Annotated in this window: 28 protein-coding genes; 23 read left to right on the top strand and 5 right to left on the bottom strand. The window is 40.7% G+C overall.

Going from position 1 to position 25,097, the window contains the following annotated elements; all coding sequences use genetic code 11:
- Positions 1 to 113: 113 nt before the first annotated feature.
- On the top strand, positions 114 to 518 hold the full coding sequence (locus tag MKY15_RS06495; RefSeq protein ID WP_067213642.1) for a hypothetical protein: 405 nt from the start codon (positions 114 to 116) through the stop codon (positions 516 to 518).
- A 42-nt stretch (positions 519 to 560) separates the two neighbouring features.
- Here the strand turns inward: MKY15_RS06495 and MKY15_RS06490 are convergent, their stop codons facing one another.
- Positions 561 to 1,376: a flagellin gene (locus MKY15_RS06490; protein ID WP_067213641.1), complete on the bottom strand. Its 816-nt coding sequence runs from the start codon at positions 1,374 to 1,376 to the stop codon at positions 561 to 563.
- 167 nt (positions 1,377 to 1,543) lie between these two features.
- Between MKY15_RS06490 and MKY15_RS06485 the strand changes: the two genes are divergently transcribed.
- The 11 genes from MKY15_RS06485 (at position 1,544) to MKY15_RS06435 (ending at position 10,970) form a co-directional block, all read left to right on the top strand.
- Positions 1,544 to 2,689 (top strand): betaine/proline/choline family ABC transporter ATP-binding protein, encoded by a 1,146-nt coding sequence (locus tag MKY15_RS06485; protein WP_067213640.1) that lies wholly within the window; start codon positions 1,544 to 1,546, stop codon positions 2,687 to 2,689.
- 13 nt (positions 2,690 to 2,702) lie between these two features.
- Positions 2,703 to 3,359: an ABC transporter permease gene (locus MKY15_RS06480; protein ID WP_067213639.1), complete on the top strand. Its 657-nt coding sequence runs from the start codon at positions 2,703 to 2,705 to the stop codon at positions 3,357 to 3,359.
- A gap of 28 nt (positions 3,360 to 3,387) precedes the next feature.
- Positions 3,388 to 4,287, top strand: a complete 900-nt coding sequence (locus MKY15_RS06475) for an osmoprotectant ABC transporter substrate-binding protein (RefSeq protein ID WP_187048026.1) — start codon at positions 3,388 to 3,390, stop codon at positions 4,285 to 4,287.
- Between the two features lie 17 nt (positions 4,288 to 4,304).
- A complete protein-coding gene (locus MKY15_RS06470; RefSeq protein ID WP_067213638.1) occupies positions 4,305 to 4,991 on the top strand; it encodes an ABC transporter permease in 687 nt (228 codons plus the stop codon).
- Between the two features lie 93 nt (positions 4,992 to 5,084).
- The gene (locus MKY15_RS06465; protein WP_067213637.1) at positions 5,085 to 5,306 is read left to right on the top strand and encodes a hypothetical protein; all 222 of its coding nucleotides are present in this window, start codon (positions 5,085 to 5,087) and stop codon (positions 5,304 to 5,306) included.
- Positions 5,307 to 5,499: 193 nt separating this feature from the next.
- The gene (locus MKY15_RS06460; RefSeq protein WP_067213636.1) at positions 5,500 to 5,700 is read left to right on the top strand and encodes a PLDc N-terminal domain-containing protein; all 201 of its coding nucleotides are present in this window, start codon (positions 5,500 to 5,502) and stop codon (positions 5,698 to 5,700) included.
- Positions 5,697 to 6,596, top strand: a complete 900-nt coding sequence (locus MKY15_RS06455; protein WP_342539283.1) for an ABC transporter ATP-binding protein — start codon at positions 5,697 to 5,699, stop codon at positions 6,594 to 6,596. The genes MKY15_RS06460 and MKY15_RS06455 overlap by 4 nt, the downstream gene beginning before the upstream one ends.
- A complete protein-coding gene (locus MKY15_RS06450) occupies positions 6,596 to 7,378 on the top strand; it encodes an ABC transporter permease subunit (protein WP_067213634.1) in 783 nt (260 codons plus the stop codon). Before MKY15_RS06455 ends, MKY15_RS06450 begins: the two co-directional genes overlap by 1 nt.
- Before the next feature lie 60 nt (positions 7,379 to 7,438).
- The gene (locus tag MKY15_RS06445) at positions 7,439 to 8,143 is read left to right on the top strand and encodes a CBS domain-containing protein (RefSeq protein WP_067213633.1); all 705 of its coding nucleotides are present in this window, start codon (positions 7,439 to 7,441) and stop codon (positions 8,141 to 8,143) included.
- Positions 8,144 to 9,497: 1,354 nt separating this feature from the next.
- Positions 9,498 to 9,662, top strand: a complete 165-nt coding sequence (locus tag MKY15_RS06440; RefSeq protein ID WP_187046725.1) for a DUF6440 family protein — start codon at positions 9,498 to 9,500, stop codon at positions 9,660 to 9,662.
- A 900-nt stretch (positions 9,663 to 10,562) separates the two neighbouring features.
- On the top strand, positions 10,563 to 10,970 hold the full coding sequence (locus tag MKY15_RS06435) for a hypothetical protein (protein ID WP_187046175.1): 408 nt from the start codon (positions 10,563 to 10,565) through the stop codon (positions 10,968 to 10,970).
- A gap of 265 nt (positions 10,971 to 11,235) precedes the next feature.
- Here MKY15_RS06435 and MKY15_RS06430 read toward each other — a convergent pair whose 3' ends face one another.
- A complete protein-coding gene (locus MKY15_RS06430) occupies positions 11,236 to 11,565 on the bottom strand; it encodes a hypothetical protein (RefSeq protein WP_067213631.1) in 330 nt (109 codons plus the stop codon).
- A 274-nt stretch (positions 11,566 to 11,839) separates the two neighbouring features.
- Between MKY15_RS06430 and MKY15_RS06425 the strand changes: the two genes are divergently transcribed.
- Complete coding sequence (locus MKY15_RS06425) at positions 11,840 to 12,061, top strand: hypothetical protein (protein WP_067213630.1); 222 nt, start codon at positions 11,840 to 11,842, stop codon at positions 12,059 to 12,061.
- A 225-nt stretch (positions 12,062 to 12,286) separates the two neighbouring features.
- Positions 12,287 to 13,318, top strand: coding sequence for a multifunctional transcriptional regulator/nicotinamide-nucleotide adenylyltransferase/ribosylnicotinamide kinase NadR (gene nadR / locus MKY15_RS06420; RefSeq protein ID WP_342539282.1), 1,032 nt, complete (start codon positions 12,287 to 12,289; stop codon positions 13,316 to 13,318).
- 155 nt (positions 13,319 to 13,473) lie between these two features.
- Here the strand turns inward: nadR and MKY15_RS06415 are convergent, their stop codons facing one another.
- Positions 13,474 to 14,484, bottom strand: coding sequence for a PQQ-dependent sugar dehydrogenase (locus MKY15_RS06415; RefSeq protein ID WP_342539281.1), 1,011 nt, complete (start codon positions 14,482 to 14,484; stop codon positions 13,474 to 13,476).
- Positions 14,485 to 14,653: 169 nt separating this feature from the next.
- On the opposite strand from MKY15_RS06415, the gene MKY15_RS06410 reads away from it, so the two are divergent.
- The 4 genes from MKY15_RS06410 to tatC are packed head-to-tail and all read left to right on the top strand — an operon-like array spanning position 14,654 to position 18,220.
- Entirely contained in the window at positions 14,654 to 15,412 is a 759-nt protein-coding gene (locus MKY15_RS06410) for a gluconate 2-dehydrogenase subunit 3 family protein (RefSeq protein ID WP_067213627.1), read from the top strand.
- A gap of 15 nt (positions 15,413 to 15,427) precedes the next feature.
- A complete protein-coding gene (locus tag MKY15_RS06405; protein WP_067213626.1) occupies positions 15,428 to 17,140 on the top strand; it encodes a GMC family oxidoreductase in 1,713 nt (570 codons plus the stop codon).
- Between the two features lie 21 nt (positions 17,141 to 17,161).
- A complete protein-coding gene (tatA, locus tag MKY15_RS06400) occupies positions 17,162 to 17,362 on the top strand; it encodes a twin-arginine translocase TatA/TatE family subunit (protein WP_187046170.1) in 201 nt (66 codons plus the stop codon).
- A 12-nt stretch (positions 17,363 to 17,374) separates the two neighbouring features.
- Complete coding sequence (tatC, locus tag MKY15_RS06395) at positions 17,375 to 18,220, top strand: twin-arginine translocase subunit TatC (RefSeq protein WP_067213624.1); 846 nt, start codon at positions 17,375 to 17,377, stop codon at positions 18,218 to 18,220.
- 97 nt (positions 18,221 to 18,317) lie between these two features.
- Here the strand turns inward: tatC and MKY15_RS06390 are convergent, their stop codons facing one another.
- A complete protein-coding gene (locus tag MKY15_RS06390; RefSeq protein ID WP_187046168.1) occupies positions 18,318 to 18,464 on the bottom strand; it encodes a hypothetical protein in 147 nt (48 codons plus the stop codon).
- 164 nt (positions 18,465 to 18,628) lie between these two features.
- Between MKY15_RS06390 and MKY15_RS06385 the strand changes: the two genes are divergently transcribed.
- From MKY15_RS06385 to MKY15_RS06365, 5 genes are read left to right on the top strand one after another with little or no spacing between them, the layout of a single operon-like run.
- Positions 18,629 to 20,203: an ABC transporter substrate-binding protein gene (locus MKY15_RS06385; protein ID WP_067213623.1), complete on the top strand. Its 1,575-nt coding sequence runs from the start codon at positions 18,629 to 18,631 to the stop codon at positions 20,201 to 20,203.
- Positions 20,193 to 21,161: an ABC transporter permease gene (locus MKY15_RS06380; protein WP_342539280.1), complete on the top strand. Its 969-nt coding sequence runs from the start codon at positions 20,193 to 20,195 to the stop codon at positions 21,159 to 21,161. The genes MKY15_RS06385 and MKY15_RS06380 overlap by 11 nt, the downstream gene beginning before the upstream one ends.
- Positions 21,162 to 21,974 carry an ABC transporter permease gene (locus MKY15_RS06375; protein WP_342539279.1) on the top strand — a complete coding sequence of 271 codons (813 nt, stop codon included), beginning with the start codon at positions 21,162 to 21,164 and terminating at the stop codon, positions 21,972 to 21,974.
- A complete protein-coding gene (locus MKY15_RS06370; protein WP_342539278.1) occupies positions 21,967 to 22,716 on the top strand; it encodes an ABC transporter ATP-binding protein in 750 nt (249 codons plus the stop codon). Before MKY15_RS06375 ends, MKY15_RS06370 begins: the two co-directional genes overlap by 8 nt.
- Positions 22,717 to 22,743: 27 nt before the next feature.
- On the top strand, positions 22,744 to 23,472 hold the full coding sequence (locus MKY15_RS06365; protein ID WP_342539716.1) for an ABC transporter ATP-binding protein: 729 nt from the start codon (positions 22,744 to 22,746) through the stop codon (positions 23,470 to 23,472).
- A 123-nt stretch (positions 23,473 to 23,595) separates the two neighbouring features.
- Here the strand turns inward: MKY15_RS06365 and MKY15_RS06360 are convergent, their stop codons facing one another.
- Positions 23,596 to 24,975 (bottom strand): alkaline phosphatase, encoded by a 1,380-nt coding sequence (locus MKY15_RS06360; protein ID WP_342539715.1) that lies wholly within the window; start codon positions 24,973 to 24,975, stop codon positions 23,596 to 23,598.
- Positions 24,976 to 25,097 lie beyond the last annotated feature (122 nt).

The following is a 25,097-nucleotide window of genomic DNA, read 5'->3' as shown; positions in this document are numbered from 1 at the left end:
AATAGGTTCAAAAGGTCTAATTTATTGTATAAAAAGGTGACTAAACTTATGTACCCAACCTTCGATATATTACATATAATATAGGTAGATACAAAATAGTGGGAGGAGATGGGATGATTAGAAAAGGTCGATTTGCTTTATGGGATAAAAGGGAATTTGAACTGGCTTCTTATCAACGACAATACTATTTGCAATCGGCGGATCCTTTAGACTTGAAAAACGGGTTCGTGAAGAATGGATCTAACCATGTTTATATTAAGACTATTTCCGTCGAGGAATTAGAGGATGCGTATGAAGTCATTCCATATGGGATGATTGAAGGCTACCGTTTTGCAGTAGAAGGATATGATGAAAAGACTGGGAAAGTTGCATTGGTAACAAACAATCCATTTGTCAAAGAACGGATCGAAGTGCGTCCTTATGGGGAATTTCAATACATAATAGAAATACTTCTTGAAGATATTGTAATTGAGGAAGATCGGGTTCCTATACTTGGATTTGATGGTTTATACACATAAAAAGGCAATTGTGCATGTCGATAAGACAACACGATTGCCTTTTTATTGTTTTAATAGCTGTAGTACGGACTGGGCTTGTTGCATGTGCATAGCGAGTACGTATTGACCGGCCTGAAGTAGAATGTTTGCTTTCGTGAGTGCCATCATTTCCTTTGCGATGTCGACATCTCTTATGCGGGATTCGGCTGCGATTAAGTTTTCTTCCATGACGAGTGTATTGTTGTAAGCATGTTCAAGCCGGTTTGTATAGGCACCTATTCTAGAGCGTTCTGAGGATACGTTTTTAATTGCATTGTCGAGTAATCCAATTGCATCATTGGCCTTGGATTGGGTTGAAATCGATGCGTCAGACAAACCGATTGTCTCTGCACTCATATCACCAATGAAAAATTCAATTGATTGGCCGGCATTCGCCCCAGCTTGAATCTTCAAGGAAGAGCGTGAACCGTCTAACAGTGGCAATGTATTGAACTCTGTATCTTTTGAAATACGAGTGATTTCCTTTTTTAGTTCTACAAATTCTAGAGAGAGGGCTTCACGATCGGAATCTGTCACTGTTCCATTGGCAGCCTGTACGCTTAGTTCACGCATCCGTTGCAGTATAGCGTGTGTTTCATTTAAAGCACCTTCAGCTGTTTGGAATAGGGAAATACCGTCTTGGATGTTGCGTCCCGCCATCGATAGACCTCGGATTTGCGCACGCATTTTCTCTGAAATTGCAAGGCCTGCTGGATCATCTGCAGCTCTGTTTATGCGCATACCTGAAGACAATCGCTCCATCGACCGCATTACTTGATTGTTTTGCATAGTCATATTGCGGATGACATTCATTCCTGTCGCCTGCCATATTCCAAGCATGGCACAACCTCCTCTTTAAATGTTATATCGGTGATAATTGAGAGATATTAACAAACCGTCATAATCATGTTTGAAAAGTGATGAAAAAGGGTAGCCCATAGAAATAGGTATCTGCTCAGAAAAAGTATAAAGATGGTTGAACAGTTTAATCATAGGGGGCGAAATGTGTGCTTGAATTTAAAAATGTGTCAAAGATTTATGCTGGAGGTAAAAAAGCTGTAGATAACTTAGATTTACATATCAATGCAGGTGAATTTATCGTCTTTATCGGTCCGAGTGGTTGTGGAAAGACGACAACTATGAAGATGATCAATCGATTAGTTAAACCCACAGAGGGTAAAATATTGATCAATGGAGAAAATATTATGGAAAAGAACATCGTGCAATTGCGACGTTCAATTGGCTATGTCATTCAACAAATTGGTCTCTTCCCCCACATGACCATTCGAGAAAATATTGCACTTGTCCCGCGGCTTATGAAGAAGTCGGTTGATGAGCGAAACAATAAGGCTGATGAGTTAATCGAACTTGTCAATATGCCTAAAGAATTCCTTGATCGCTACCCCCATGAACTAAGTGGAGGTCAGCAACAGCGTATCGGTGTACTTCGTGCATTAGCAGCTGATCCTCCCCTTATCCTTATGGACGAGCCTTTTGGTGCGCTAGATCCGATTACCCGCGATTCGTTACAGGCGGAATTCAAACATCTTCAAAGGACACTTGGTAAAACAATTATTTTTGTCACGCACGATATGGATGAAGCAATTAAGCTCGCAGATCGCATTGTAATTATGAAAGACGGAAAAATTGTTCAAATGGGAACTCCAGACGAAATTTTAAGAGATCCGGCCAATGAATTCGTAGAGGATTTCATCGGTAAAGACCGTCTTTTGCAAGCTCAACAACGTATACAGACGGTGGGACAAATTATGAACCCGAACCCCGTCTCCTTCAAAACGGAAGGGACACTGTCTCAAGCAGTTCAGCTTATGCGTGAGCGCCGTGTGGATTCGCTACTTGTCGTTGATGAAAACAATGTACTGAAAGGTCTGCTCAATGTCGAGATGATAGACAGGGGCCGCAATATGGAAACGCAGGTCAAGGAAGTCATGTCTACGGAATTGACCGTCGTTCAGGAAGATACGCTTCTTCGTGAAGCAACGCGAAATATTCTTATACGTGGATTAAAATACGTAGCTGTTGTCGATGAAGATCGGCGTTTGGTCGGCTTGATTACAAGAACGAACCTTGTGGATATCGTTTATGATTCCATTTGGGGAGAAAGCGAAGAGCAGACACTTGGTCAGGTGTAAAGGAGGTTTTTGAATGAACGGATTTATTGATTTTTTCTCTGAGTATGGAAGCCAGTTGGCAACGAAGACTTGGGAACATCTGTATATATCATTTATTGCACTTTTTCTTGGAATCCTTGTTGCAGTACCAATTGGAATAATGCTTACAAAAGTGCCGAAGATTGCTGGTTTTGTATTGGGAGTAGTTGGAGTTATCCAGACATTCCCTAGTCTTGCGATTCTTGCGTTCTTCATACCACTTCTGGGAATCGGGAAAACACCCGCAATTGTTGCTTTATTCCTTTATTCGATGTTGCCAATCCTTAGAAATACGTTTATCGGTGTGAAAGAGGTCAATCAAGATCTCGTGGAGGCAGGTAGGGGAATGGGAATGACGGCGTTTGAACGTACGATGAACGTTGAACTTCCTCTGGCAATTCCTGTTATTATGGCTGGTGTAAGGCTGTCTGCAGTATACCTTATTGGATGGGCAACACTTGCATCATTCATTGGTGGAGGTGGGCTTGGGGACTTTATCTTTGATGGTCTGAATCTATTTAGGACAGACTTGATTATTGGTGGGGCGATACCAGTTACGTTGCTTGCGCTACTAGTCGATTTCCTGCTCGGTCGTTTTGAATCCTTCGCTACGCCAAAAGGACTTAAAGAAAGCAGAAAAGTGGTTTCTTAAGGAGGGAAAAAGAGTGTTCAGAAAAAGTATGAAAAGAATAGTACTTCCATTATTGGCCACCAGCCTGCTGATAGGGGGTTGTTCACTTCCAGGCCTCGGAGGAGGTAATGACACAATTCGAATTGCAACACTTACAAGTACGGAAACATCGACACTGGGTCATATGATTCGACTTATGATTGAAAAAGAAACAGATTTGAATGTTGAAATGGTGGAAAATTTAGGAACTTCAATCATCCAGCACCAGGCGTTGACGAGCGGGCAAGTAGATATTACAGCTGCACGCTACACGGGTACTGATATGTCGAGTATTTTAGAAGTAGAGCCCCTAGCAGATCCAGAAGAGGCAATGACGCTGGTCCAGGAAGAGTTTGATAAACGATTTGACCAGGTTTGGTACGATTCATACGGGTTCCAAAATACGTATGCGCTCACAGTAACAGCCGACCTTGCTGAAAAAGAAGGACTTGAAACTGTCTCGGATATAGAAAAGATAGCTGATGATTTAACGCTGGGTGTAGACAACTCATGGTTGAACAGGGCAGGAGATGGCTATGAAGGATTCGTTGATACATATGGATTTACATTCGGAGAAGCATTGCCCATGTCTCTGGGGCTCGTCTACCAAGCGGTGAATAGTGGTAAGATGGATGTCGTTTTGGCCTATAGTACTGACGGACGTTTGAAAGCATTTAATTTGAAGACGCTTGAAGACGACAAGAAGTTTTTTCCGCCTTATGAATGTTCACCTGTGACGCGAAAAGATGTAATCGAACAGCACCCAGAAATTGATATAATCCTGAAGAAACTTGCAGGTAAAATAGACGGAGAAACAATGACACGTTTAAATTACGAGGCGGATGTTAATAAAAAAGAACCTGCAATCGTGGCGCAAGAATTTTTGGAAGAAAACAATTACTTCAACTGAATTACGGGGGTGAATGAATGGAAACGTTACAAGAACTTTGGTCATACTACACAGTGAATGGCACGTATGTGTGGGATCAGTTTGTCAGGCATTTCCTTATGTCTGCATACGGAGTCCTGTTCGCGGCGCTTGTTGGTATTCCAGTGGGTATTCTTATTGCCCGATACGGTAAATTGAGTGGATGGGTGTTATCGGTAACGAATATTATTCAAACTATTCCAGCCCTTGCAATGCTTGCTGTTCTAATGCTTGCGATGGGTCTTGGACCGAACACAGTTGTTATGAGTTTATTTTTGTACTCTTTGCTGCCTATTATAAAAAATACGTATACAGGTATAAAAAGTGTAGAAAAACCTATTTTAGAAGCTGGTCGTGCAATGGGGATGACACGGACGCAGATGCTCTTCATGGTAGAACTTCCGCTATCGTTATCAGTTATCATGGCAGGTTTGCGGACCGCTCTTGTTATTGCAATTGGTGTGGCAACAATTGGAGCTTTTATCGGTGGTGGAGGACTCGGCTCCATTATTATTCGAGGGACGAATGTGACAGATGGAGCATCCATTATTTTGGCCGGAGCAATTCCAACCGCATTAATGGCGGTCATCGCGGACCTCTTTATGGGATGGCTGGAACGTGTTTTATCTCCAGCAAACAGAAAAGCTGTAGCAAAACAATCAACATCTACAAATACAGTGGCATGAAATCCCCCCTTTTCTTTGAGGGAATATAAGCCTGAAAGTGCTTAGGGCGGGGAGGAAGAAGTTCTACATGAGCGAAATGGAGGAGATGAAGAGATGATTGGTAAATTTAATGTGAGGAAAGAAATATTTGAAGATACGCCAAATGAAACATTACACTTCGAATTGACGTTGGACAGTAAGGAATATCAAGGTCATTATAAAGAGAATGAAGTGAGCTGGTTTCAAATGCAGCCTGATCAAGAAAATCATGAGATGAAGCTTGAAGATTTGGAAGTTGAAGTGAAAAAACGTATTAAAGAGTGGAAAGAAGATTAAATTAAATCAAGATTTGATTGAAAACTACCTAGTGACTGGGTAGTTTTTTTATATACCGTCAAGTGAGTTGTTTCGAGTGGCACTGATAAGCTTCTTTAGCATCATAACTATTTCGGTATTTCTGTTATATACAACGTATAACAGTCGTGGTATACTGAATTTACCATTAATAGTTAGAAAGGGTGTGAAGTTTATGTCTGAGCTCGCGAGTATTCCTTGGAATCTTCTTATGCCATTGATTGTACTTCAATTCATTTTGATGATTGTTGCACTCGTTGATGTTATTCGCCATAGACGGACGAACGGTCCATTTATCATGTGGATTTTCATCATTGTTCTTGGCAATTTGATTGGATCAATACTGTACTTTATCTTTGGGAGGCGGCAAGTATGACAAATTTACTTCAAGTGGATAATTTGACGAAGAAATATATCAATAATCATGTAGTGGATGCTGTCTCGTTCGAACTTGAAGAACATACAGCAACGGCTTTGATAGGGCCAAATGGAGCTGGAAAAACTACGACACTGTCTATGCTTGCAGGGTTAGTCTCGCCAACAAGCGGATCAATACAGTTCCAGGGTGCTGCAAAGCAGGATATCCGTTCGATTATCGGATTTCTTCCACAATATCCAAAGTTCTTTCCTTGGCTATCTGCACTTGAATTTACTGAAATGGCTGCACGACTAAGTGGGGTGGAAACAAAACAAGCAAGAATAGAAGCGAAAAAGACCTTGGAATTTGTAGGCCTAGGCGAAGCGATGAACAAAAAGACGGGCACTTTTTCCGGAGGAATGAAACAGCGTCTGGGGCTTGCGCAGGCAATTGTCCATAAACCAAAACTACTTTTACTCGATGAGCCGGTATCTGCACTTGATCCAGTTGGGCGCCGTCAAGTGATGGATTTGTTGAAAGACTTGCAAAGAAAAACGACGATTTTATATTCAACTCATATTTTAAATGACGCTGAAGAAATGACAGACCAGTTGCTGTTCTTACGGCATGGGAAACTTGTCGAACACGGTTCACTTGATGAAGTACGTGCGCGCTATGCGGAACCGCGAATCGTCATTGAATTCGAAGGGATGCAAGAGTTGCAGCGCTTTATAGAAGCAACTGCATGGCAAGTGACATCAAAAGGGTTGGTTGTTTCGATTGACGTTCGGTTGGAAGAAGCTGAAATGTCATCGGTCCTATCCATGTTAACCGAAGGCAAGTTCTTAGTGAGAAAAGTGGAACTGCAGACGGCGAGCCTTGAAGATATCTTCATGAAAGTGGCGGTGGTCTAATGAATGGATTTAGTGTGTTATTGCAGAAAGAATGGCGTGAACATACACGGAATTTCAAAATGTTATGGATTCCTCTCGTCTTTATTATATTCGGTATTTTGGAGCCCGTAACGAATCATTTTTTGCCTGAAATTATGAGAAGTGTAGGTAATATGCCAGAAGAAGCTGAATTCTTATGGCCAGAGTTCAAAGGAGAGGATATCTTCCAGTCATTGCTGGGGCAATATCAAATGATCGGTATTCTCGTTATAATTCTTGCTTTCATGGGGACGATTTCAGGAGAGCGGAAAAATGGAACGGCCACATTACTATATGTTCGCCCAATGTCATTTCGAAATTACTTTTTAAGTAAGTGGCTGGTCGTTAATGGGATTGTACTTGGAAGCGTCTGGCTCGGCTTTATGGCTGCCTGGTATTATATTGAAATCCTTTTTAACCATGTAGATGCAGGGGCAATATTTGCTTTTGTTGCGACGTATAGTTTATGGCTCGTCTTCGTTGTCACTGTTGTTTTAGCGCTAAGCGCATGGCTTCCGACAGGTGGGGCGGCGGGCCTAGCGATTCTAATTACACTTGTCTACCAAATTATAGATTCGCTTATCGGTACCTATTGGACAGTATCACCATGGAAATTGTCGATGTATGCATCCTATTGGTTCGATTCGAACTCTGAACTGTCGGATTTATGGATGAGTTCGGGTCTGACAGTGATACTAATCGTCATCTTAATCGTATTCGGAGTATTTATGTCGAAACGGAATGCGGCAAAAACAACAGTGTAAATAACCCTTTGTGGTATAATTCGTATAAAGACGAATTATTCTGAAAGGGAGGGGTTCTAGATGACTACACGCAATTCAGATCGCTTCATATTCGCATTTAACCGTATTGAAAAATCTTTGGAAAAAATAAGTGGCTTAAGCAGCTATATGTCTTTCCAGCGATTGATTGATAAATCCAAGCATTTGAATGCGGTTATTCGGAAATTTGAGCGGGATTTGCGGGAATGTGGTGATTTACGCAATGCAATTGTCCATAATCGGACTGATATTCAATATGCAATTGCAGAACCACATGATGACATTGTGGAACTAATTGAATACATTGACCGAGAACTTTCGAAACCTGTTACAGTCGGTGATATGTTTTTACGAAAAGTCCATATATTACAAGCTACTGATACACTTGCCTCCGGATTGAAACTAATCCGGGAAAAAAAGTTCAATCAGATACCAATTTATCAGAGCAATAAATTCATTGGGCTTGTTACTGCGACAGGCATTACGTATTGGCTTGCAGATAATATGACAGATGAAATAATTTCCCGGGAAATGCCGACGCTTCTCGACATTTATTCCCATGAAAAACAAAAAAACACGTATCGATTTATAAGAATGGATCTTTCTGTTTATGAAGCGGAGGAATATTTTAAAAAGTCTGTTGCTGAAGGAAAACGTCTTGAGGCACTTCTCATTACGGAAAGTGGAAGACCGGAAGAGAAACTACTTGGAATTATTACACCGCTGGATCTGATGAAAATAGATTAAAAAGCAGTGCCCATTCACAATAAGTGAATGGACACTGCTTTTTTTAGGGATTGAGGGAATTTACTTTGCTCGATATAGCGTTTTCTGTAATAGGCAGTTGTTTCTTTGTTGAAGTTTTCATTTTAAGTTATTTTTGAATGGTGAAGAACTGATTCTTGCTGCTTGTACTCGTATGGCATTCTCAGAACAGTAATCACGGGTTTATTATGATGGGATAAAAGTTGGATGGATTGCGCCATTCATAGATACTCCGAATCCAATTCACAGCGTTAGAATGAAAGTGGAGTAATCAGTGCGATGGACAGTAGCGTGGAACAATTGGAGGGGCAAGATAACTATATATGTTGAACAAATGAATACGGCGAATGCGCTTTACAAGGGCTTTTTCGAGACCGCCGAAAAGTTCCAATACTTGGAACGAAATAGAACTCCTACCAATACCGCTTCGACGCTTTGTGGATGCCTCCCGCGATCAATGAACAAAATTGGACAAAAATCATGGGATAGTATGCTCAAGAGTATTGAAAAGGACCATGGTGTTAAATTGGTAATGTTGCATTGGACATCAATGAATAAGCTGATTTACTTACTATCAAATTCAAGTACAACAATTGGTGATGCATTAACAGACTTTCTAGTTACTAGTGCAGGTTTTAACTCGACTTTTGCCGAAATTATAGCTAGGGGGTTCGTATTGGTTTTCTTATAATATAGTCGAATATGTAGAGAGCTCCCAATAAAAAAAGTAGCTCTCTTTTTTAAAAGTAAGTCTTTAAATCTATAAACACAACAAGAACTCTATTTTATCTTCACAAAAGTACAGTCTAAAAACATTCGGGTTATTTGCTCAAGCAAACTCCCTCATAACTCCCTTTTAATTATTATGTTCTATTCTAGAAAGAGAAATTATATAATTGAAAATTGTCGGAGGTGCTTAAAATGAATGCAAAGAAGAAAGTATTGTTAGGAATCATAATAGCTTTGATGATTTTTGTCGTAGTATTTCATGTGATTTTAGGAATTGAGTCGAAATGGATGCAGATTTTGATTCTATTTATTGTTTTTCTGTGGGGATATTTTTTGCTTGGAAACTTTAATGATACAAAGGGGTCGGATAAAAGTTCCCGATAGTTTAGTTAACATATTTCCTCTCTCTTTTTCGAGTTTAGTACTCATATTTAGACACCGTTTTCATGATTATTGTATGATACTCCGTCTTGCAATCATTGAACTCGCCACGAATCGAACACAAAAAGGCCTCCCTCTCAAATGGTACCTATTTATAACTTCAGGTAAAATGTCAATTATAAAAGTTATATATAATTGATGATAATAATTTAAGGGGAATTCAAAAATGAAAAAAAGGTTTAAAGTTAAATTAAAAGAACACTTAAGTGGAGGCATTATTAAAATTGTAGTAGATACCGAAACAGGTGTAAATTATCTCATGACAAGTGGTTTGGGATTGAGTGGAATGACACCGTTACTAGATAAAGATGGGAAAATTGTGATCGATTAATATCTAGATAAAAGTTCCTTTGGATTCTTATCGTGGCATACTAGCGATTTATACATGATTTCAATGGTCAAATTTAACATCAGTTGAGAATAAGGTCTTACCAATAAGTGTGCACACAACTACTTAAAAGTATAATAGGTTTGAGTAACTAGTTTTTATTGTTAAGAAACAAAAAGGCGCAAAAAAATCGTCTTCAAGGGATTCATTTCTCTTGAAGACGATTTTAAATTTTATCCTAAATACAATGAAGATCAATGTTCAGAGCTCAAGGAGAGTCCGATTACCAGCCTTTCATCTTTGTTCTTCGTAATGTATTCAACATACACAACACCCCTTCTCAATTTTCCATCTTTAAAATACAAACTTAAATTTCTCATTAATTGGTGGAAAGACTGAAACAATTGCAAGTAGCGTAGAATTCAAATCATCTACCCCAAAAGAAGACCCCTTTTAGTCTTATCGCTCCGGCTACCATGAAGACGCGCCTTCGCTGGATGGTCTATGTGAGAAAGCGCATTTCATTAGCTGTGATGAAATCTGCAAGCTGGAGTGCATCTTTCTTGAATATAAATAGTATCAACTAGTAATCACCTTATAATCTCAGCATATACATCTCAAAATGACATTTCTCTCGATAATGAACACCCTAGCGCAGGCGCGGCAAAGGCATCCCCAAAGCACCAAACGTTCTACAATTCACACCACGAATTAAAACACTCCCCTTATTAAGCGCCACAGTAAATCCAATGGAATTCTTTAATTCAACATATATAGTGGAAAACCAGCTTTTTTTATATGTAATTCTACTAGATTTTTGTGGAACTATGACGAAAAATGTATACACAATTTTCAATCTATTATGTATAATGGATATATAATATAACTAGTGGGGGAGATGAAGTGATAAGAAAAGGACGTTTTGCTGTATGGGGAAACAAAGAGTTTGAACTAATTTCCTATCAACGACAATACTACTTACAATCGGAAAATCCTTTAGACATGGAGAATGGGTTCGTAAGGAAAAATGGGGAAAAACAGGTTTTCATTAAACCAGTTTCCATTAGGGAATTGGAGGATGCGTATGAAATCGTTCCGTATGCAATGATCGCAGGCTATCGATTTTCTTTAGAAGGATACAATGAAAAGACTGGTGAAGTTGCGCTTGTGACAAATAATTCTTTTGTCAAAGAGAAGGTCGACGTGCAAGCTTACGGGAAGTTTGAATATATAATTGAAGTTTCGTTAGACGAGATCCGTTTAGAGGAAGATCGAATTCCGATACGTGGCTTTGAAGGTTTGCACACATAAAAAGGTAATCGTGTACGCTGAAATGACAGTGCACATGATTACCTATTATGGTTTTAACGGCTGAAGGATTACTGGTTGTGGGGAAAAGATAAGAAATTATACGTTTTTCAATTGAAGTAGTGTCTAGACTCTAGGGCTTTTCTTACCTGATAAAAATTGATCGAAAAAGAAGTACCTTACTTCATGTAACGGGAACAAAGGCACTGCTTTTTACGAATCAGTTTTTTGCGTTAGATAACGTACTTTTAGTGTGGATCTTCCAATGTTACTTTTTATTAGTAAACTTGTCTTTCAGTTCACCGAACTTATCTTGTGCTTGCCCTTTAAACTTGTCGACCTTATCGCTGTCCATTGCGGTACCGATTTTGTTTTTCACTTCGCCAAATTTGTCCTGCGCTTGCCCTTTAAATTTGTCAACCTTGTCATTGTCCATTGCGGTACCGATTTTGTTTTTCACTTCGCCAAATTTATCCTGTGCTTGCCCTTTAAACTTATCGACCTTGTCGTTATCCATTGCCGTATCGAATTTGTCTTTCACTTCGCCTTTTACTTTGTTTACAGCGCCTTTGAATTTGTCGGAAAAACTGTTGCTCATAATAAAACCCCCATTTGGTTAATTATACAACTATATACCTGACAACGAATATAGTAAACGTTATAGCAAGTTTAGTAAGAAGTATCATTTTATTAGCTATCGATTTTCGGACTACAGGTTTCGATAGGGGTCAAGTTATCTTCGAAGACAATCGCAAAGCTGACAAATGCTACGATGTGAAATGAATTTCATGATTCAAGTAAGAAATCGCTGATAAATGTGCATGATAGGAATGGCAAACTGTAAAAAGAATTAACTAAATGGAGGGGATGTTATGATCGAAAATTTTAATGTGCGGAAAGAAATATTTGAAGATACACAATACGAAACGTTACATTTCGAGTTGACGTTAGACGGAAAAGAATACCAAGGACATTATAAAGACGAGGAAGTGAACTGGTTTCAAATGCAGCCTGACCAGGAAAATCATTTAATGAAGCTTGAAGATCTGGAAGCTGAAGTGAAAAAACGTTTAAGAGAATGGGAAGAACAATGAACCGGAAGTTGTTCAGATACCGCCTATCTCTAGTTGGTTTTCTTTAAAGATACAAAACTATAAGTTTTTCATCTGGAGCAGTGTCTAGACTCGAACGCATAGCCCCTGGTCCCACACGAACTAGGCCAGCAAGTGTCGGGGCTACCAAGGGGCTTGCGCTTTTCTTATTAGTGCAAGACCTTGTAGTATTGGACTCATAAGAAAGTATTCTGGGGGGCAGGAAAGATGCCAGCGAAACGTAGAATTGGGATGTACGGCGGGAAATTTTTACCGGTACATTTAGGCCATGTGAATGCGATGGTAATGGCTTCAACAATCGTCGACGAATTACATGTCGTTGTTTCATATGATGAAGAATATGAGGAAGAAGTTTTCGAAGGGACAGGAATGAAACCAATTTCAGCGGTTCAACGACTTCGTTGGTGGAGCGAAATTACGGCTGATTTGGATCATGTATTTGTACATAGTGTTGAAGAAAAGCAAACAGGGAAATTTGAAGATTGGACGGCAGGCGCGAAAGCGATTAAAGCGTGTGTAGGGAAAGTAATCGATACGGTCTTCAGTTCTGAGAGTAGTTATAATGAATACTTTAATGAGTTATATCCAGACGCTGAACATATCGTGCTTGATAATGATCGTGAGCTATTTGACATTTCGGCAACAAAGATTAGGGATGAAGGGCCTTACGTTCATTGGCATATGATTCCCCAAGAAGTCCGTCCCTATTTTGTGAAAAAGGTTGCTGTCATTGGGACGGAGAGTAGTGGGAAGTCAACGCTCGTTCGAAATCTAGCACGCGTGTATAATACGTCATATGTTGAGGAATACGGTCGTACATATTATGACAAATTCAAAGATTCTATGTCGATTACGCTAGAAAGTGATTACCATGAAATTGCGTTTGAGCATAAATATCATGAACGTATGCAAACAAGGACGGCAAATAAAGTGCTTTTTATCGACACTGAAGCGATTGTTACCCAGTATTATTCGGAGTTATATGTCGGGAAAAGGCTAGATATCCTAACTGAAGTGGCAAAGTTACAAGAGTATGATTTACATATTTATTTGGAGCCCGATGTGGCGTGGGTGAACGATGGTATACGTGTTCACGGAGATCAGTCCATTCGAGAAGAAAATAACCGTAAGTTAAAGAAAATGTTTGATGAAGCTGGCGTTGAATATGTCATTGTAAGTGGGGATTATGAAGAGCGATTTGAAAGATGTAAGGCATTGGTGAAAGCGATTATGAAGTAAATAGAATGAGGCTGCCTGTGTCGGGGAGCCTTTTTTCATTTCATAGGAAACTATAAAATCTCGTCCTGGGGATAACCTCCAAAAGAAGCTATTTCACTTCTAGACTCCAGCGCCTCTGACCAGGCGCTGGCACTTTTGGTCGGTTTTTCTAACACCTATTTCAAGCGATATAGCACATCATCATCTTCGGCAGGGTTCCCTCTACCATCGGTATTATTTGTTATGAAAAATAATGACTCGCCATCCGAAAACACGTCACGGATGCGGCCATAGCCTTCTATTTTCTCAAGGAGTTTGCCAGCCAATGGGTCAATGACAAGAATCGCCTCACCGCGGAGTGCAGCAACGTACAACAATCCCTTGTGAAAAGTAATGCCTGATGGCGCCCATGTTTCTCCAGTACCAGAGGTGAGAAGTGGTTTTTCCATGCCTTCTGCTAATTCCGTTCCCTCGATGATTGGCCATCCATAATTGTTCCCGGCTTCAATTTTATTAATTTCATCATTTGCAGATTGACCGTGTTCTGATGCATATAATACTCCGCTTTCATCCCACGCAAGCCCTTGTGAATTTCGATGTCCGATGCTCACCAATTCAAATGTGTTGCCATCAGTTAACCGGATTATTTTCCCGTTGAATAAATCAGTGTCTTGTGCTGAATCAGGATTTGCCCCATCGCCAATTGTTGCATATAAAACACCATTCGGAGAGAGTGCAAGACGCCCGCCATGATGGACTGGACCTGATACGATTCCGTCCAACAGTATGTCTTTTTCATGCCACGAAGTTCCGTCATAGTGTAATGTTACGATTCGATTTACAGGTGTGCCTTCTAAATCATATGTGTAGTAGGCATATGCTTCATGCGATTTCAGAAAATCCTTTTTTAACACGAAACCAAGCAAACCAGATTCAGCTACATTTGCTAATGGCTTCGCAAGAAAGACATCCTCGCGTAAAGTCTGACCGTTTCCCCATACCTTAACAACTGACCCTTCTTTCTCAGAGATGAAAAAATGTTCTCCATCGAAATCAATGGACCATGGTGCGATGAGATTTACTGTGACCTTTTCTGCGAGTTCAGGATTCGCATGGGGTGAAGGACGTGCTTGATCTGTGCACCCAGCTAGTATAAATAGAAAAAAGAAGAGGAGAAGGCGTTTCATCGGAAAACTCCTTTCGTATTTCGTTTTTTTCAGTATATCCCGTTATGCGTGTGAGTAAAAATTAAGTTGATCAAAAAAATCCATGTATTGTATAAAAAATGGATAGGACTGCCATGCTTTGTGCTAGGAATCATTATATAGACGACAGTCATACTGAGGAGGATAAAGGATGGCAGTGGAAAAAAAAGGCTTATCGAGACGAGACTTTCTGAAGACAACGGGAATTGCAACAGGGGCTCTCGTGGGAGGGGGGCTCATAGGGGGACTTGTCGGTTACAACGTCAACAAGGAAGGTCAAGTTGCCGGCACGGGTGACCATAAAGGAGCTGGCGGCGAACCGACAGCTGTTAGCAATCGGGGCTTAATGTACTTTACAAATATGGCTGAATTCAATGTATTGTCTCAAGCAGTTGAACGGATATTCCCTGAAGATGACCTAGGACCTGGAGCAATTGCACTTGGTGCTCCGTATTTCATCGACAATCAGCTTGCAGGCAATTATGGAAGCAATGTGAAGGAATATATGCAAGGACCGTTTTTTGCGGGTGAAGCGACTCAAGGCTACCAAAGTAAGTTGACACGTGCAGAAATCTTTAGACAAGGTATCGCAATAATGGATGAGCAAGCAAACAAGCGGTTCAAACAAGGGTTTGTCGACCTCGAGGGTGCGCAAATGGATGAAATCATTACTGCATTCCAAAAAAATGAAATTGATATGAAGGGCGTATCGTCAGAATTTTTCTTCAAGCTTCTTCGACAAGCAACATTAGAAGGTGTCTACGCGGATCCAATTTATAACGGCAACGTGAACATGGATGCTTGGCGTATGAAGGAATTTCCGGGCAATCAAATGACCTATATCGCCGAAATTGAAAATGAAAAATTTGTGAAGTACGAACCAGTATCACTTACGAGTATGGAACATTAAGGGGGGAAATAGCGTATGGCAACAACGTTGGAGAAAGTAGATGTTATTACAGTTGGTGTTGGATGGGCCGGTGGTATCATTGGCGCAGAGTGTGCAAAAGCTGGTTTGAAAGTACTTGGACTAGAGCGTGGTAAGGAAAGAAGTACAAAAGACTACTCATTAGTACATGATGAGTTTCGCTACGCGATTCGTTACGATTTAATGCAGGATCTCTCAAAGGAAACGATTACGTTTAGGAATTCCCGGAAGATGCGGGCGCTTCCTATGAGGCAGATGGGATCGTTTCTTCTTGCGGAAGGTCTCGGCGGTTCGGGGACGCATTGGAACGGGCATACTTGGCGATTTCTTCCGTATGATTTTGAGATTAAATCGATGACGGATAAGAAATATGGAAAAGATAAACTCTCAAGCGACTATCTGATTCAAGATTGGGGCGTTACATATGACGAGCTAGAGCCTTACTTCGATAAATTTGAAAAGACAGCCGGCATCTCTGGAGAGAATAAAAATCCATTTGCGGGGAAACGCTCCTCAGAGTTTCCGACGCCTCCTATGAAGCGGACACCGATTCTAAAAAAGTTTGAAAAGGCAGCAAGCAAACTTGGGTATAGTCCTTTCATGTTACCATCTGCAAATTTGTCCGAGTCGTATGAAAATCCAGATGGAGAATCAATCATGGCGTGTCAATATTGCGGTTTTTGCGAGCGGTTTGGCTGTGAATACGGTGCGAAAACATCTCCGGAGATTACTGTCATTCCGACTGCAAGAAAAACGGGGAACTACGATGTCCGTTTCTATGCAAATGTCGTCGAAGTGTTGAAGAAAGGCAATAAAGTGACTGGAGTTAGATATATCGATACGCAAACCGGTGAAGAATTCATCCAACCAGCCGAAGTCGTAGTACTTACAAGCTATATGATGAATAATGCGAAGCTTCTTATGGTATCGGGAATTGGAGAAATGTACGATCCGGATACTGGAAAAGGGACGCTTGGTAAAAACTATGCGTACCAGGTTTTGCCGGGTGCAACAGGCTTTTTTGATGAACAAATGAATGTCTTCATGGGTGCGGGGTCGCTTGGGATGTCAATTGATGATTTCAATGGTGACAATTTTGATCATGGGGATCTAGATTTCATTCACGGGGCAAGCCTATCCATAACACAGACGGGTGTAAGGCCGATTGCGACCAATCCTCTTCCGCCAGATACACCTGTGTGGGGTGAAGATTTCAAAAAATCATCGATTTATAATTACACGCGCACGCTAAATATTGGCGGGCAGGGTGCCTCACTTCCTCATAAGGAGAATTTCTTGTCACTTGACCCAAATTATAAGGATGCATATGGGGTCCCATTGCTTCAATTGACATACAATTTTACTGAACAAGATAAGAACTTGCACAAGTACTTAACTGAAAAGACGGCAGTCATAATGAAAGAGATGGGTGCGAAGACAGTGATGGCTGGAAATCCAATTACCAACTATGATATTGTGCCATACCAGACGACGCATAATACCGGCGGAACAATTATGGGAGCAAGCCCGGATAATAGTGTCGTCAATACTCAATTACAACACTGGGATGCAGAAAATCTATTTGTTCTTGGAGCTGGAAACTTCCCGCATAACGGCGGCTACAATCCTACGGGGACAGTTGGCGCGCTCGCTTATCGCGCAGCAGAAGGAATTGTTAAATACAGTAAAGCTGGTGGGTCACTTGTTTGAAAATGAAGGGAGACTTTGGCAATGAGTTTAGCGAGTATTGGCGTACCGGGTTTAATCATCATTCTTGTTATTGTTCTCATCTTGTTCGGGCCGAAAAAGTTACCCGAAGTGGGAGCCGCGGTAGGGAAAACACTTGCTGAATTTAAAAGGTCAGCGAAAGATATTATGGAGGATGAAGAACCAGTAACCCCAAAGGAAATAAAGAAAACGGATCAACTATAAGCAGGTGAAAGTATGGATCCATACGGAGATCACAGTCGTAAAATTTTAAGTCCGCTTGATAAAGTCCAAGTCGAAAAGACGAAGATTGGTATACCCGTTAAACCGGAAATAGAATCTGACATTACTCGGGATGACAAGGTCGTAGAAAGCAATTTTGAAGCTGCTCCGTCTCTTGTTGACCATCTCACAGACCTAAGAAAACAGCTCGTCAAAAGTGCAGCTGTTTTCCTTTTTTTTCTAATCGCAGTGTTTTCAAGTATTAATTTATGGTTCCCGTATATTACCCGCGGCCATGAGCTAATCATTCTTGGACCACTCGAAGTTGTGAAGTTTTACATGTCGATTTCCACAGCACTTGCATTGGGTTTATCAATCCCTTTTCTCTGTCATTTTCTCTGGCAATTTGTTAAACCGGGACTTAACGAACGGGAAAGCCGGTTTCTAAGCATGTATTCGCCTGTAATGTTACTGCTTTTCCTTATAGGTGTATCATTTGGTTATTTTATCGTCAATCCGCTTAGCTATAAGTTTCTTGTCTCATTGGGAGCCGTGAATTTTAATGTAATGGTGTCGGCGCAAGAATACATCAGTTTCTTGCTAATGACGACTATGCCAATCGGGATATTATTCGAGTTACCAATTGTTGCGATGTTTTTGGCGGCAATCGGGTTACTTACAGCGGAATCAATGAAAAAAGTGCGTAAATGGTCGTATCTTGCCATCGCTATAATTTCGGCTTTGATTACACCGCCGGATTTTGTGAGCCAACTCATTGTACTGATTCCAATGGCGTTGCTTTACGAAGCGAGTATCTTTATTGTCCTGTATACGGAGCGTCGAAATGCTGTTGTAAACTAATGCTATATTCGACATTTTCACAACAAAAACGGCAACCTATTTAAGGGTTGCCGTTTTTGTGCAAAAGTTTTTTCGCTTAATCGTTTATAAAACAATTTTACGAATTACTTTGCGATTCGCTTTTCTTGGAAAGTGTACCTGTGAACGATTCAACCTGTTTCATCAGCTTGTTCCTAGCATCTTTATTTCTCATTAAATATGCTGCGCCAAGTCCAAGTGCTGTCACGGCCATCTTGTTCATCATATAATCACCCTCCTTATTTTTTTGTTCATGATAATATGCCCGAGTTACAGGATTTTAGTCGGAAAGTCTGCAAGAAGATTGTTCCAAACTGCGTTAGGTTAGACATTGAACATCCTGCTCTTTATAATTAGTAAGTATAGAATTACATTTTTTTGGAGGTTACTATGTTTAGAAGGAAAACAAATGCATATATTATTTTTATTGCTATTTTACTCGTTATTGCGGGTTGTGGAAACAAGGAGAAAGAAACTTCGAAAACAAAAGAAAACCGACTTGTCTATGCGTCGGAAACTGAATTTGAAGGGCTTAATCCGCTACTGGAAGAAACGAACCTGGATGCGCTATTATTCCGCGGTCTGATACGGTTCGATGAGAACAATGAGCCAACAATGGATATCGCTGAATCATATGAACTATCACCGGATAAGCTAACGTATACGTTTAAATTGAAAGAAGACATTACGTTTCACGACGGCGAACCACTTACTGCTGACGATGTGATTTTCACAATTGAGAGCATACTAGACGATAATAATGCTTCGTTTTTGAAGTCGGATTTCACGGAAGTGGATTCGGTGACAAAAATTGACGACTACAAACTTGAATTGAAACTTAAACGCCCATTCACGCCGATGCTTGATAAGTTAACGGCTCCAATTTTGCCCAAGCATGCTTTTGAAGGCGTTGAGATGAGGACAGCTGAATTCAATAGTCATCCAATCGGCGCGGGTCCATATATGTTTGATAAGTGGGACCGTGGCAACAGTTTAACGTTAAAAGCCTATAATAATTTTCATGGAACAAAGCCTTCTATTGAAAAAGTGATTTTTAAATTCATTCCGGATAGTAATGTCCGTGCATTGCAACTCAAGTCTGGAGAAGTCGATATTGCACTACTCGACCCGGTCCAAGTTGAAGAGTTGGAAAAAGAAAAGAATATTAAAATTTACGATATTGAATCTGCGGATTACCGCGGTATCCTTTTCAATACGACCATTGACTTGTGGAAAGATGTTGACGTGAGGCGCGCATTTAGCTATGCGATTGATCGCGCTCAAATCGTCAAAGGTATTTTGAAAGGATACGGGACAGAAGCGTATTCACCACTTCAAAAACATGCATTTAACAATGAAAATGTAGAGAAGTATGCATACGACATTGAAAAAGCAAAAGAGCTTCTAGACGGAGCAGGCTGGAAAGAAGAAAAAGATGGTTTCCGTTATAAAAATGATGAAAAATTGGCGTTTACGATTACGGCACCTGTATCGGATACAGTACGCGTAAATATGGCGAACTATGCTGCCGAAGGATTCAAGAAAATTGGCGCTGATGTAAAAGTAGATGCGCTTGACTGGAGTGCCATTACAATCGAAGATGCAGAAGCATTCATGGTCGGGTGGGGTAGTCCGTACGATGCGGATCATCATACACATATTTTGTTCCATACGGATCAGTCGGTTTTGACGAGCTCTGGTTATAACTACGGTAGCTATTCGAATGCAAAAGTAGATGAGCTACTTGAAAAAGGCCGTTTTTCGACAGATGCTGAAGAACGCAAAGCAATTTATATGGAGTTTCAAGCTGAGCTTGCGAAGGACCCTGCATTTGCTTATATCGCGTACGAAGACGCGGTTTACGGGATTAATAAAAATCTAAGCGGTGTGAAAGAACGAATACTTGGCCATCATGGATCTGGTTTCCTCTGGAATGTTGAGGAGTGGACGTGGAATGACCGTTAAATGGATTGGGAAGCGAATGGTGATGGGGATAATTGTCCTCCTCATCGTGAGCTTCCTCTCTTTTTTCATCATGCATGCAGCTCCCGGTGATCCGGCAGCGGCTTTTTACGGAGGGAATGCACAAACATTGAACGCGGCTGAAAAAGAACGAATCAGCCGTGTTTTTTCGCTTGACCGACCTGTCATTGCGCAGTATGGTACGTGGTTAGCGGAAACAGTGAAAGGGAATTTAGGTGTTTCGTATAAAGAAGGGCGGCCCGTATCGACAATTCTTATGGAACGGTTGCCAAATACATTACTTCTTTTCGGCGTGACGCTATTTTTTATTAGTATAGGTTCAATCTGGCTTGGAACGACAGCGGGCATGAAGGCTGGATCTGTGTGGGATAAAGGATTATCGACAGTCAGTATTGTGACTTCTTCAATTCCAGCGTTTTGGCTTGGTATTTTATTTATTTCATTATTTGCAGTCAAACTCGGCATCCTTCCGTCATCTGGAACAGGAGATATCGGCGGTGAAGGTGGATTTTTGGATAAATTGCGTTATCTACTCATGCCTGCAACTGTTATCATTTTGACTCACGTTGGAATTTATGCACGCTTTCTCCAAGAAAGCATCAAAGTAGAAAGCCGTAACTATTATGTAACGGTAGCACGTGCCAATGGTGTCGCGGAGCAAGTCATTCGAAAAGGGATTTTGCGCAATGCATCTATTCCCTATTTGAATTATATCGGGATGACCATTCCTTCATTTGTTGGCGGGTCGATTATCGTAGAATCGCTCTTTTCATGGTCGGGGCTTGGTCAACTAACCGTAAAAGCGGTGGTTACGAAAGATTTCCCATTGTTGATGGGTGGTATTTTACTAACGGGTTTAATCGTTGTCATAAGCCTTTTCGTTATTGACCTCATTACGTATTTATTGAATCCGAGGCTACGGAAAGGGGATGTGCGATAAATGAAATCAAAAAAAGCATTGATTTTTTGGTGCGTTGTCCTCGGCGTTATCATAATCCTAACTACTTTTGCAAGCTTCCTTTCATCGTATGAACCAAATGATATGAATCTCGATAAAGTATACGTCTCCCCTGGGGAAGGTCATCTGTTAGGAACTGATCATCTTGGACGCGATGTCTTTTCACGTCTTTTAGAGGGCGGTAAAGTAACGCTAACTGTTGCAAGTATTTCTGTACTAGTATCGCTTGTTATGGGTGTTCTATACGGCGGAATTAGCGGCTATATTGGTGGATTCGTCGATACTGTTATGATGCGGTTTTTAGAAGCGCTCATTACGATTCCTTCGCTTATTATTATTTTAGCGTTTCAAGCATTCATGCAAGGCGGAATGTGGAGTATGGCTCTCATTATTGGCGTTACAGGTTGGTTGGTTACCGCACGTATCGTTCGCTCTGAATTTATTCGATTGAAGGATGCGGAATTTGTGAAAATGGCGATAATGTTCGGAACACCGGTGTGGAAAATTATCTTTAGTCATATGCTTCGCAATTGTATTCCGGCTATATTCGTTGTTACATTGTTTAACTTTGCAGGAGCTATATTCATTGAAGTGTCGCTTAGTTTTCTGGGGATTGGTGTACCACCAGCGATTCCATCATGGGGTAATATGTTGTACTATGCGCAAAATGATATCCTAATTGGGGCTTGGTGGATTGGATTGTTCCCGGGCATAATGATTTTCATTACAATACTTGCGATTAACTTTATCGGTGAAGCGTTGAAAGATCCGGAACGGAGGCGTTTAAATGCTTAGGGTACATCAATTGTCGATTGATATCGATGGTAAATCGATTGTGCGTAATAGTTCGTTTTCTGTTCCACTCGGAAAGATTACTTCCATTATTGGTGAAAGCGGCAGTGGGAAAAGTATGACGGTTTCCGCACTGCTCGGAATAGTACCAACAGGAGCGAAGGTAACTGGACAGGCTATATTTAACGATAAAAACTTGATTACGGTTTCGGATAGAGAAATGATGGAAATTAGAAAAAAACACCTATTTACAATTTTCCAAGATGCGGCGAACAGCTTTAATCCCTCTGTGAAGATGAGGCGTCAACTTTTTGAGTTTTCAGGAAGAAAAACGGGCGATACAATTGAAGAATTTCGAGTGAAGATGGAGGGCATTTTGGATGATCTTGGCCTTGCATCGGAAATCATGGAACAGTATCCATTCGAATTATCGGGCGGTATGTTGCAACGATGTATGATTGCGTGTGCACTGTATATGGAACCGGCCCTTTTAATTGCAGATGAACCCACTTCTGCACTCGATATGGTGCTACAAAAGGAATTCATTGGGCTGCTAAAGCGATTGAACGAGCGGCATGGAACAACAATTCTTCTTATAACGCACGACTTGGATATCGTTGCAGAGGCGGCACATGACATGGTTGTTATGCGTCATGGTGAAGTTATTGAAACTGGCAGTGTGGTGGAGGTATTTGATTGTCCTAAGCATCCTTACACGAAGCTTTTGTTGGATAGTAGGTTTTAAAGGAATGGAGGTGTGACGGTGTTAGTGATGGAAAGTGTATCAAAAAGGTATGGTAGTGGAACTAAAGCGAAAGAAGTCCTTCGTGCAATCAGTCTCACAGTTGGAGAAGGTGAAATCGTTGGGCTTGTCGGGGAAAGTGGAAGCGGGAAAAGTACGCTGACACGTGTAATTATGCAACTTGAAGCGCCTGATGACGGAACAATTTTATTCAATGGTTCGCTCGTCACGAGGCAGTCCCGAAAAGCATTTTACAAAGGGTGCCAACTCATCTTTCAAAACGCATCGGCTGCCCTCAATCCATTATGGACTGTACGTGAAATCTTGATGGAACCGCTTCGTAATAAGAAAGGGGACCGGGATGCTCATATTCGACGCATGCTCGGCAAGGTAAAGTTAACGGAAGCTCATTTACATAGACGTCCTTCCGAACTGAGTGGTGGAGAAAGGCAACGTGTTAACTTGCTCAGATCAATTCTCGTGGAACCTAAACTACTCGTATGTGATGAAATCATTTCCAGTCTGGATCGATTGATTCAAAAAGAAATTATTGATTTACTAATAGAACTTAACCGTGAAACCGGTATGGCCCTACTTTTCATAGCGCATGATTTGCAAGCTGTTGCGTATATGTGTGACCGGCTATATGTGATGAATAACGGGGAGATTGTAGATGAAAGTGTGAAAGTGGAAGGTAGATTCGATTTTACACATCCGTATTCGGTAAGACTTTTTGGGACGGAATTTAGGAGAGGATAAAAAGGGGGGGAACGGTGTAATTTCATTTTACTAAAGAAAGGTTCGGGAATAGATCACTCGGGCTTTTTTTGTATGAAGAAATAAACCCGTTGCTTCAATGGAAGCAACGGGTTCTGACTAGTATTACTTACTTTTATCCGTATCTAAAATGTTGAATATGATTTGTGCATGGTCTGTATTATCGAGTAACCCGGCAAAACGATCTTTAGATGGACCGAAAGCATACACAGGTACGTCTTCACCAGTATGTCCACCTGTTGTCCAACCTGTATAAGAACGCTTGTCAAAAATTGATTTGATTGCGTTATTGATATCACTCGCTTTTTCACCAGCAGTTTTAACAGATTCGATTTCAACTTCTGTCAGTGGTAATAACTCTTGATCAATATAGCTTTTTAAGGTTTTCTCGACATCAGCACCATTAGCAATTTCATCTGCCATGAAGGACGGTGTCCGTTTTGCGGCTTTGATTGTATCAGTGAGCCAGTTATAATTACCGTCTGCACCTATAGAAAATCCACCTGTAGAATGGTCAGCAGTTGCTACGACTAGCGTATGCTTATCTTTTTTTGCAAATTCAATAGCTGCATTAAATGCTTTTTCAAAGTCTTCCATTTCGCTCATTGCACCAACAATGTCATTATCGTGGCCAGCCCAGTCAATTTGGCTACCTTCTATCATAAGGAAGAAACCATTGTCATTTTTACTTAAGCGATCGATTGCTGTAGTAGTCATTTCTTCAAGTGAAGGGATATCATCTGGACGATCAATCATTTTGGGAAGACCGCCAGTAGCAAATAACCCTAGAATTTGATTATTAGTATCCTTTAACAGTTCATCTTTAGTGGTTACATAGCTAAATCCATCTTTTTTAAAGGATTCTGTAAGATTCACATCTGAGCGCTCAAAATTTGATTTCCCACCGCCTAGGAGGACATCAATTTTATGCTCACCATTGATTAATTCATTGTAATAATCATCGGCAATTGCATCCATGTTTTTACGGTTTTCATTGTGAGCACCGAATGCAGCAGGCGTTGCATGAGTAATTTCTGAGGTAGCAATAAGTCCAGTCGATTTGCCTGTTTCTTTTGCAGCCTCTAAAACAGTTTTTACGTTAGATTTGTCGTTATCCACAGCAATTGCGGCGTTATATGTTTTTACACCTGCAGACATTGCAGTTGCAGCGGAAGCAGAATCTGTTATTGTTTGTTCAGGATCTTCTGGGTAAGTCATTTGCTGACCAACGAGGTAGTTGTCAAACGCTGTCTTCTCAACAATAGGTGTAGTAGGATCATCTTTCAAGTAACGATAAGCGGAAGTATAGGATACGCCCATTCCATCACCAATGAGGAAAATCACATTTTTGATTTCTGCATTGTTGTTTAGTTCTGCTTCATTTGCCTGGGCGCTTGGATTAGTGATTGCACCACTCCAACTTGCGACCAAAACAGTAGAAAGAACTGCGATGGGGATAACTTTTTTAAAGAACTGCTTTTTCATCAATGTAAAACCTCCTATTTAATCTACTATCAAATTTAACTATAAAGTGAAGTTGTTAATCTAACATGAAGGACATGTAAATTTGTGTTAATAGTTTGTAAAGAAATGAAAGGTTGTGCAAT

This window comes from Sporosarcina sp. FSL K6-1540, assembly GCF_038620285.1.
In the GTDB taxonomy this organism is placed as follows: Bacteria; Bacillota; Bacilli; order Bacillales_A; family Planococcaceae; genus Sporosarcina; species Sporosarcina psychrophila.
Note: the sequence above shows the minus strand (reverse complement) of the source record. Positions and strands in the feature narration are given on the sequence as shown.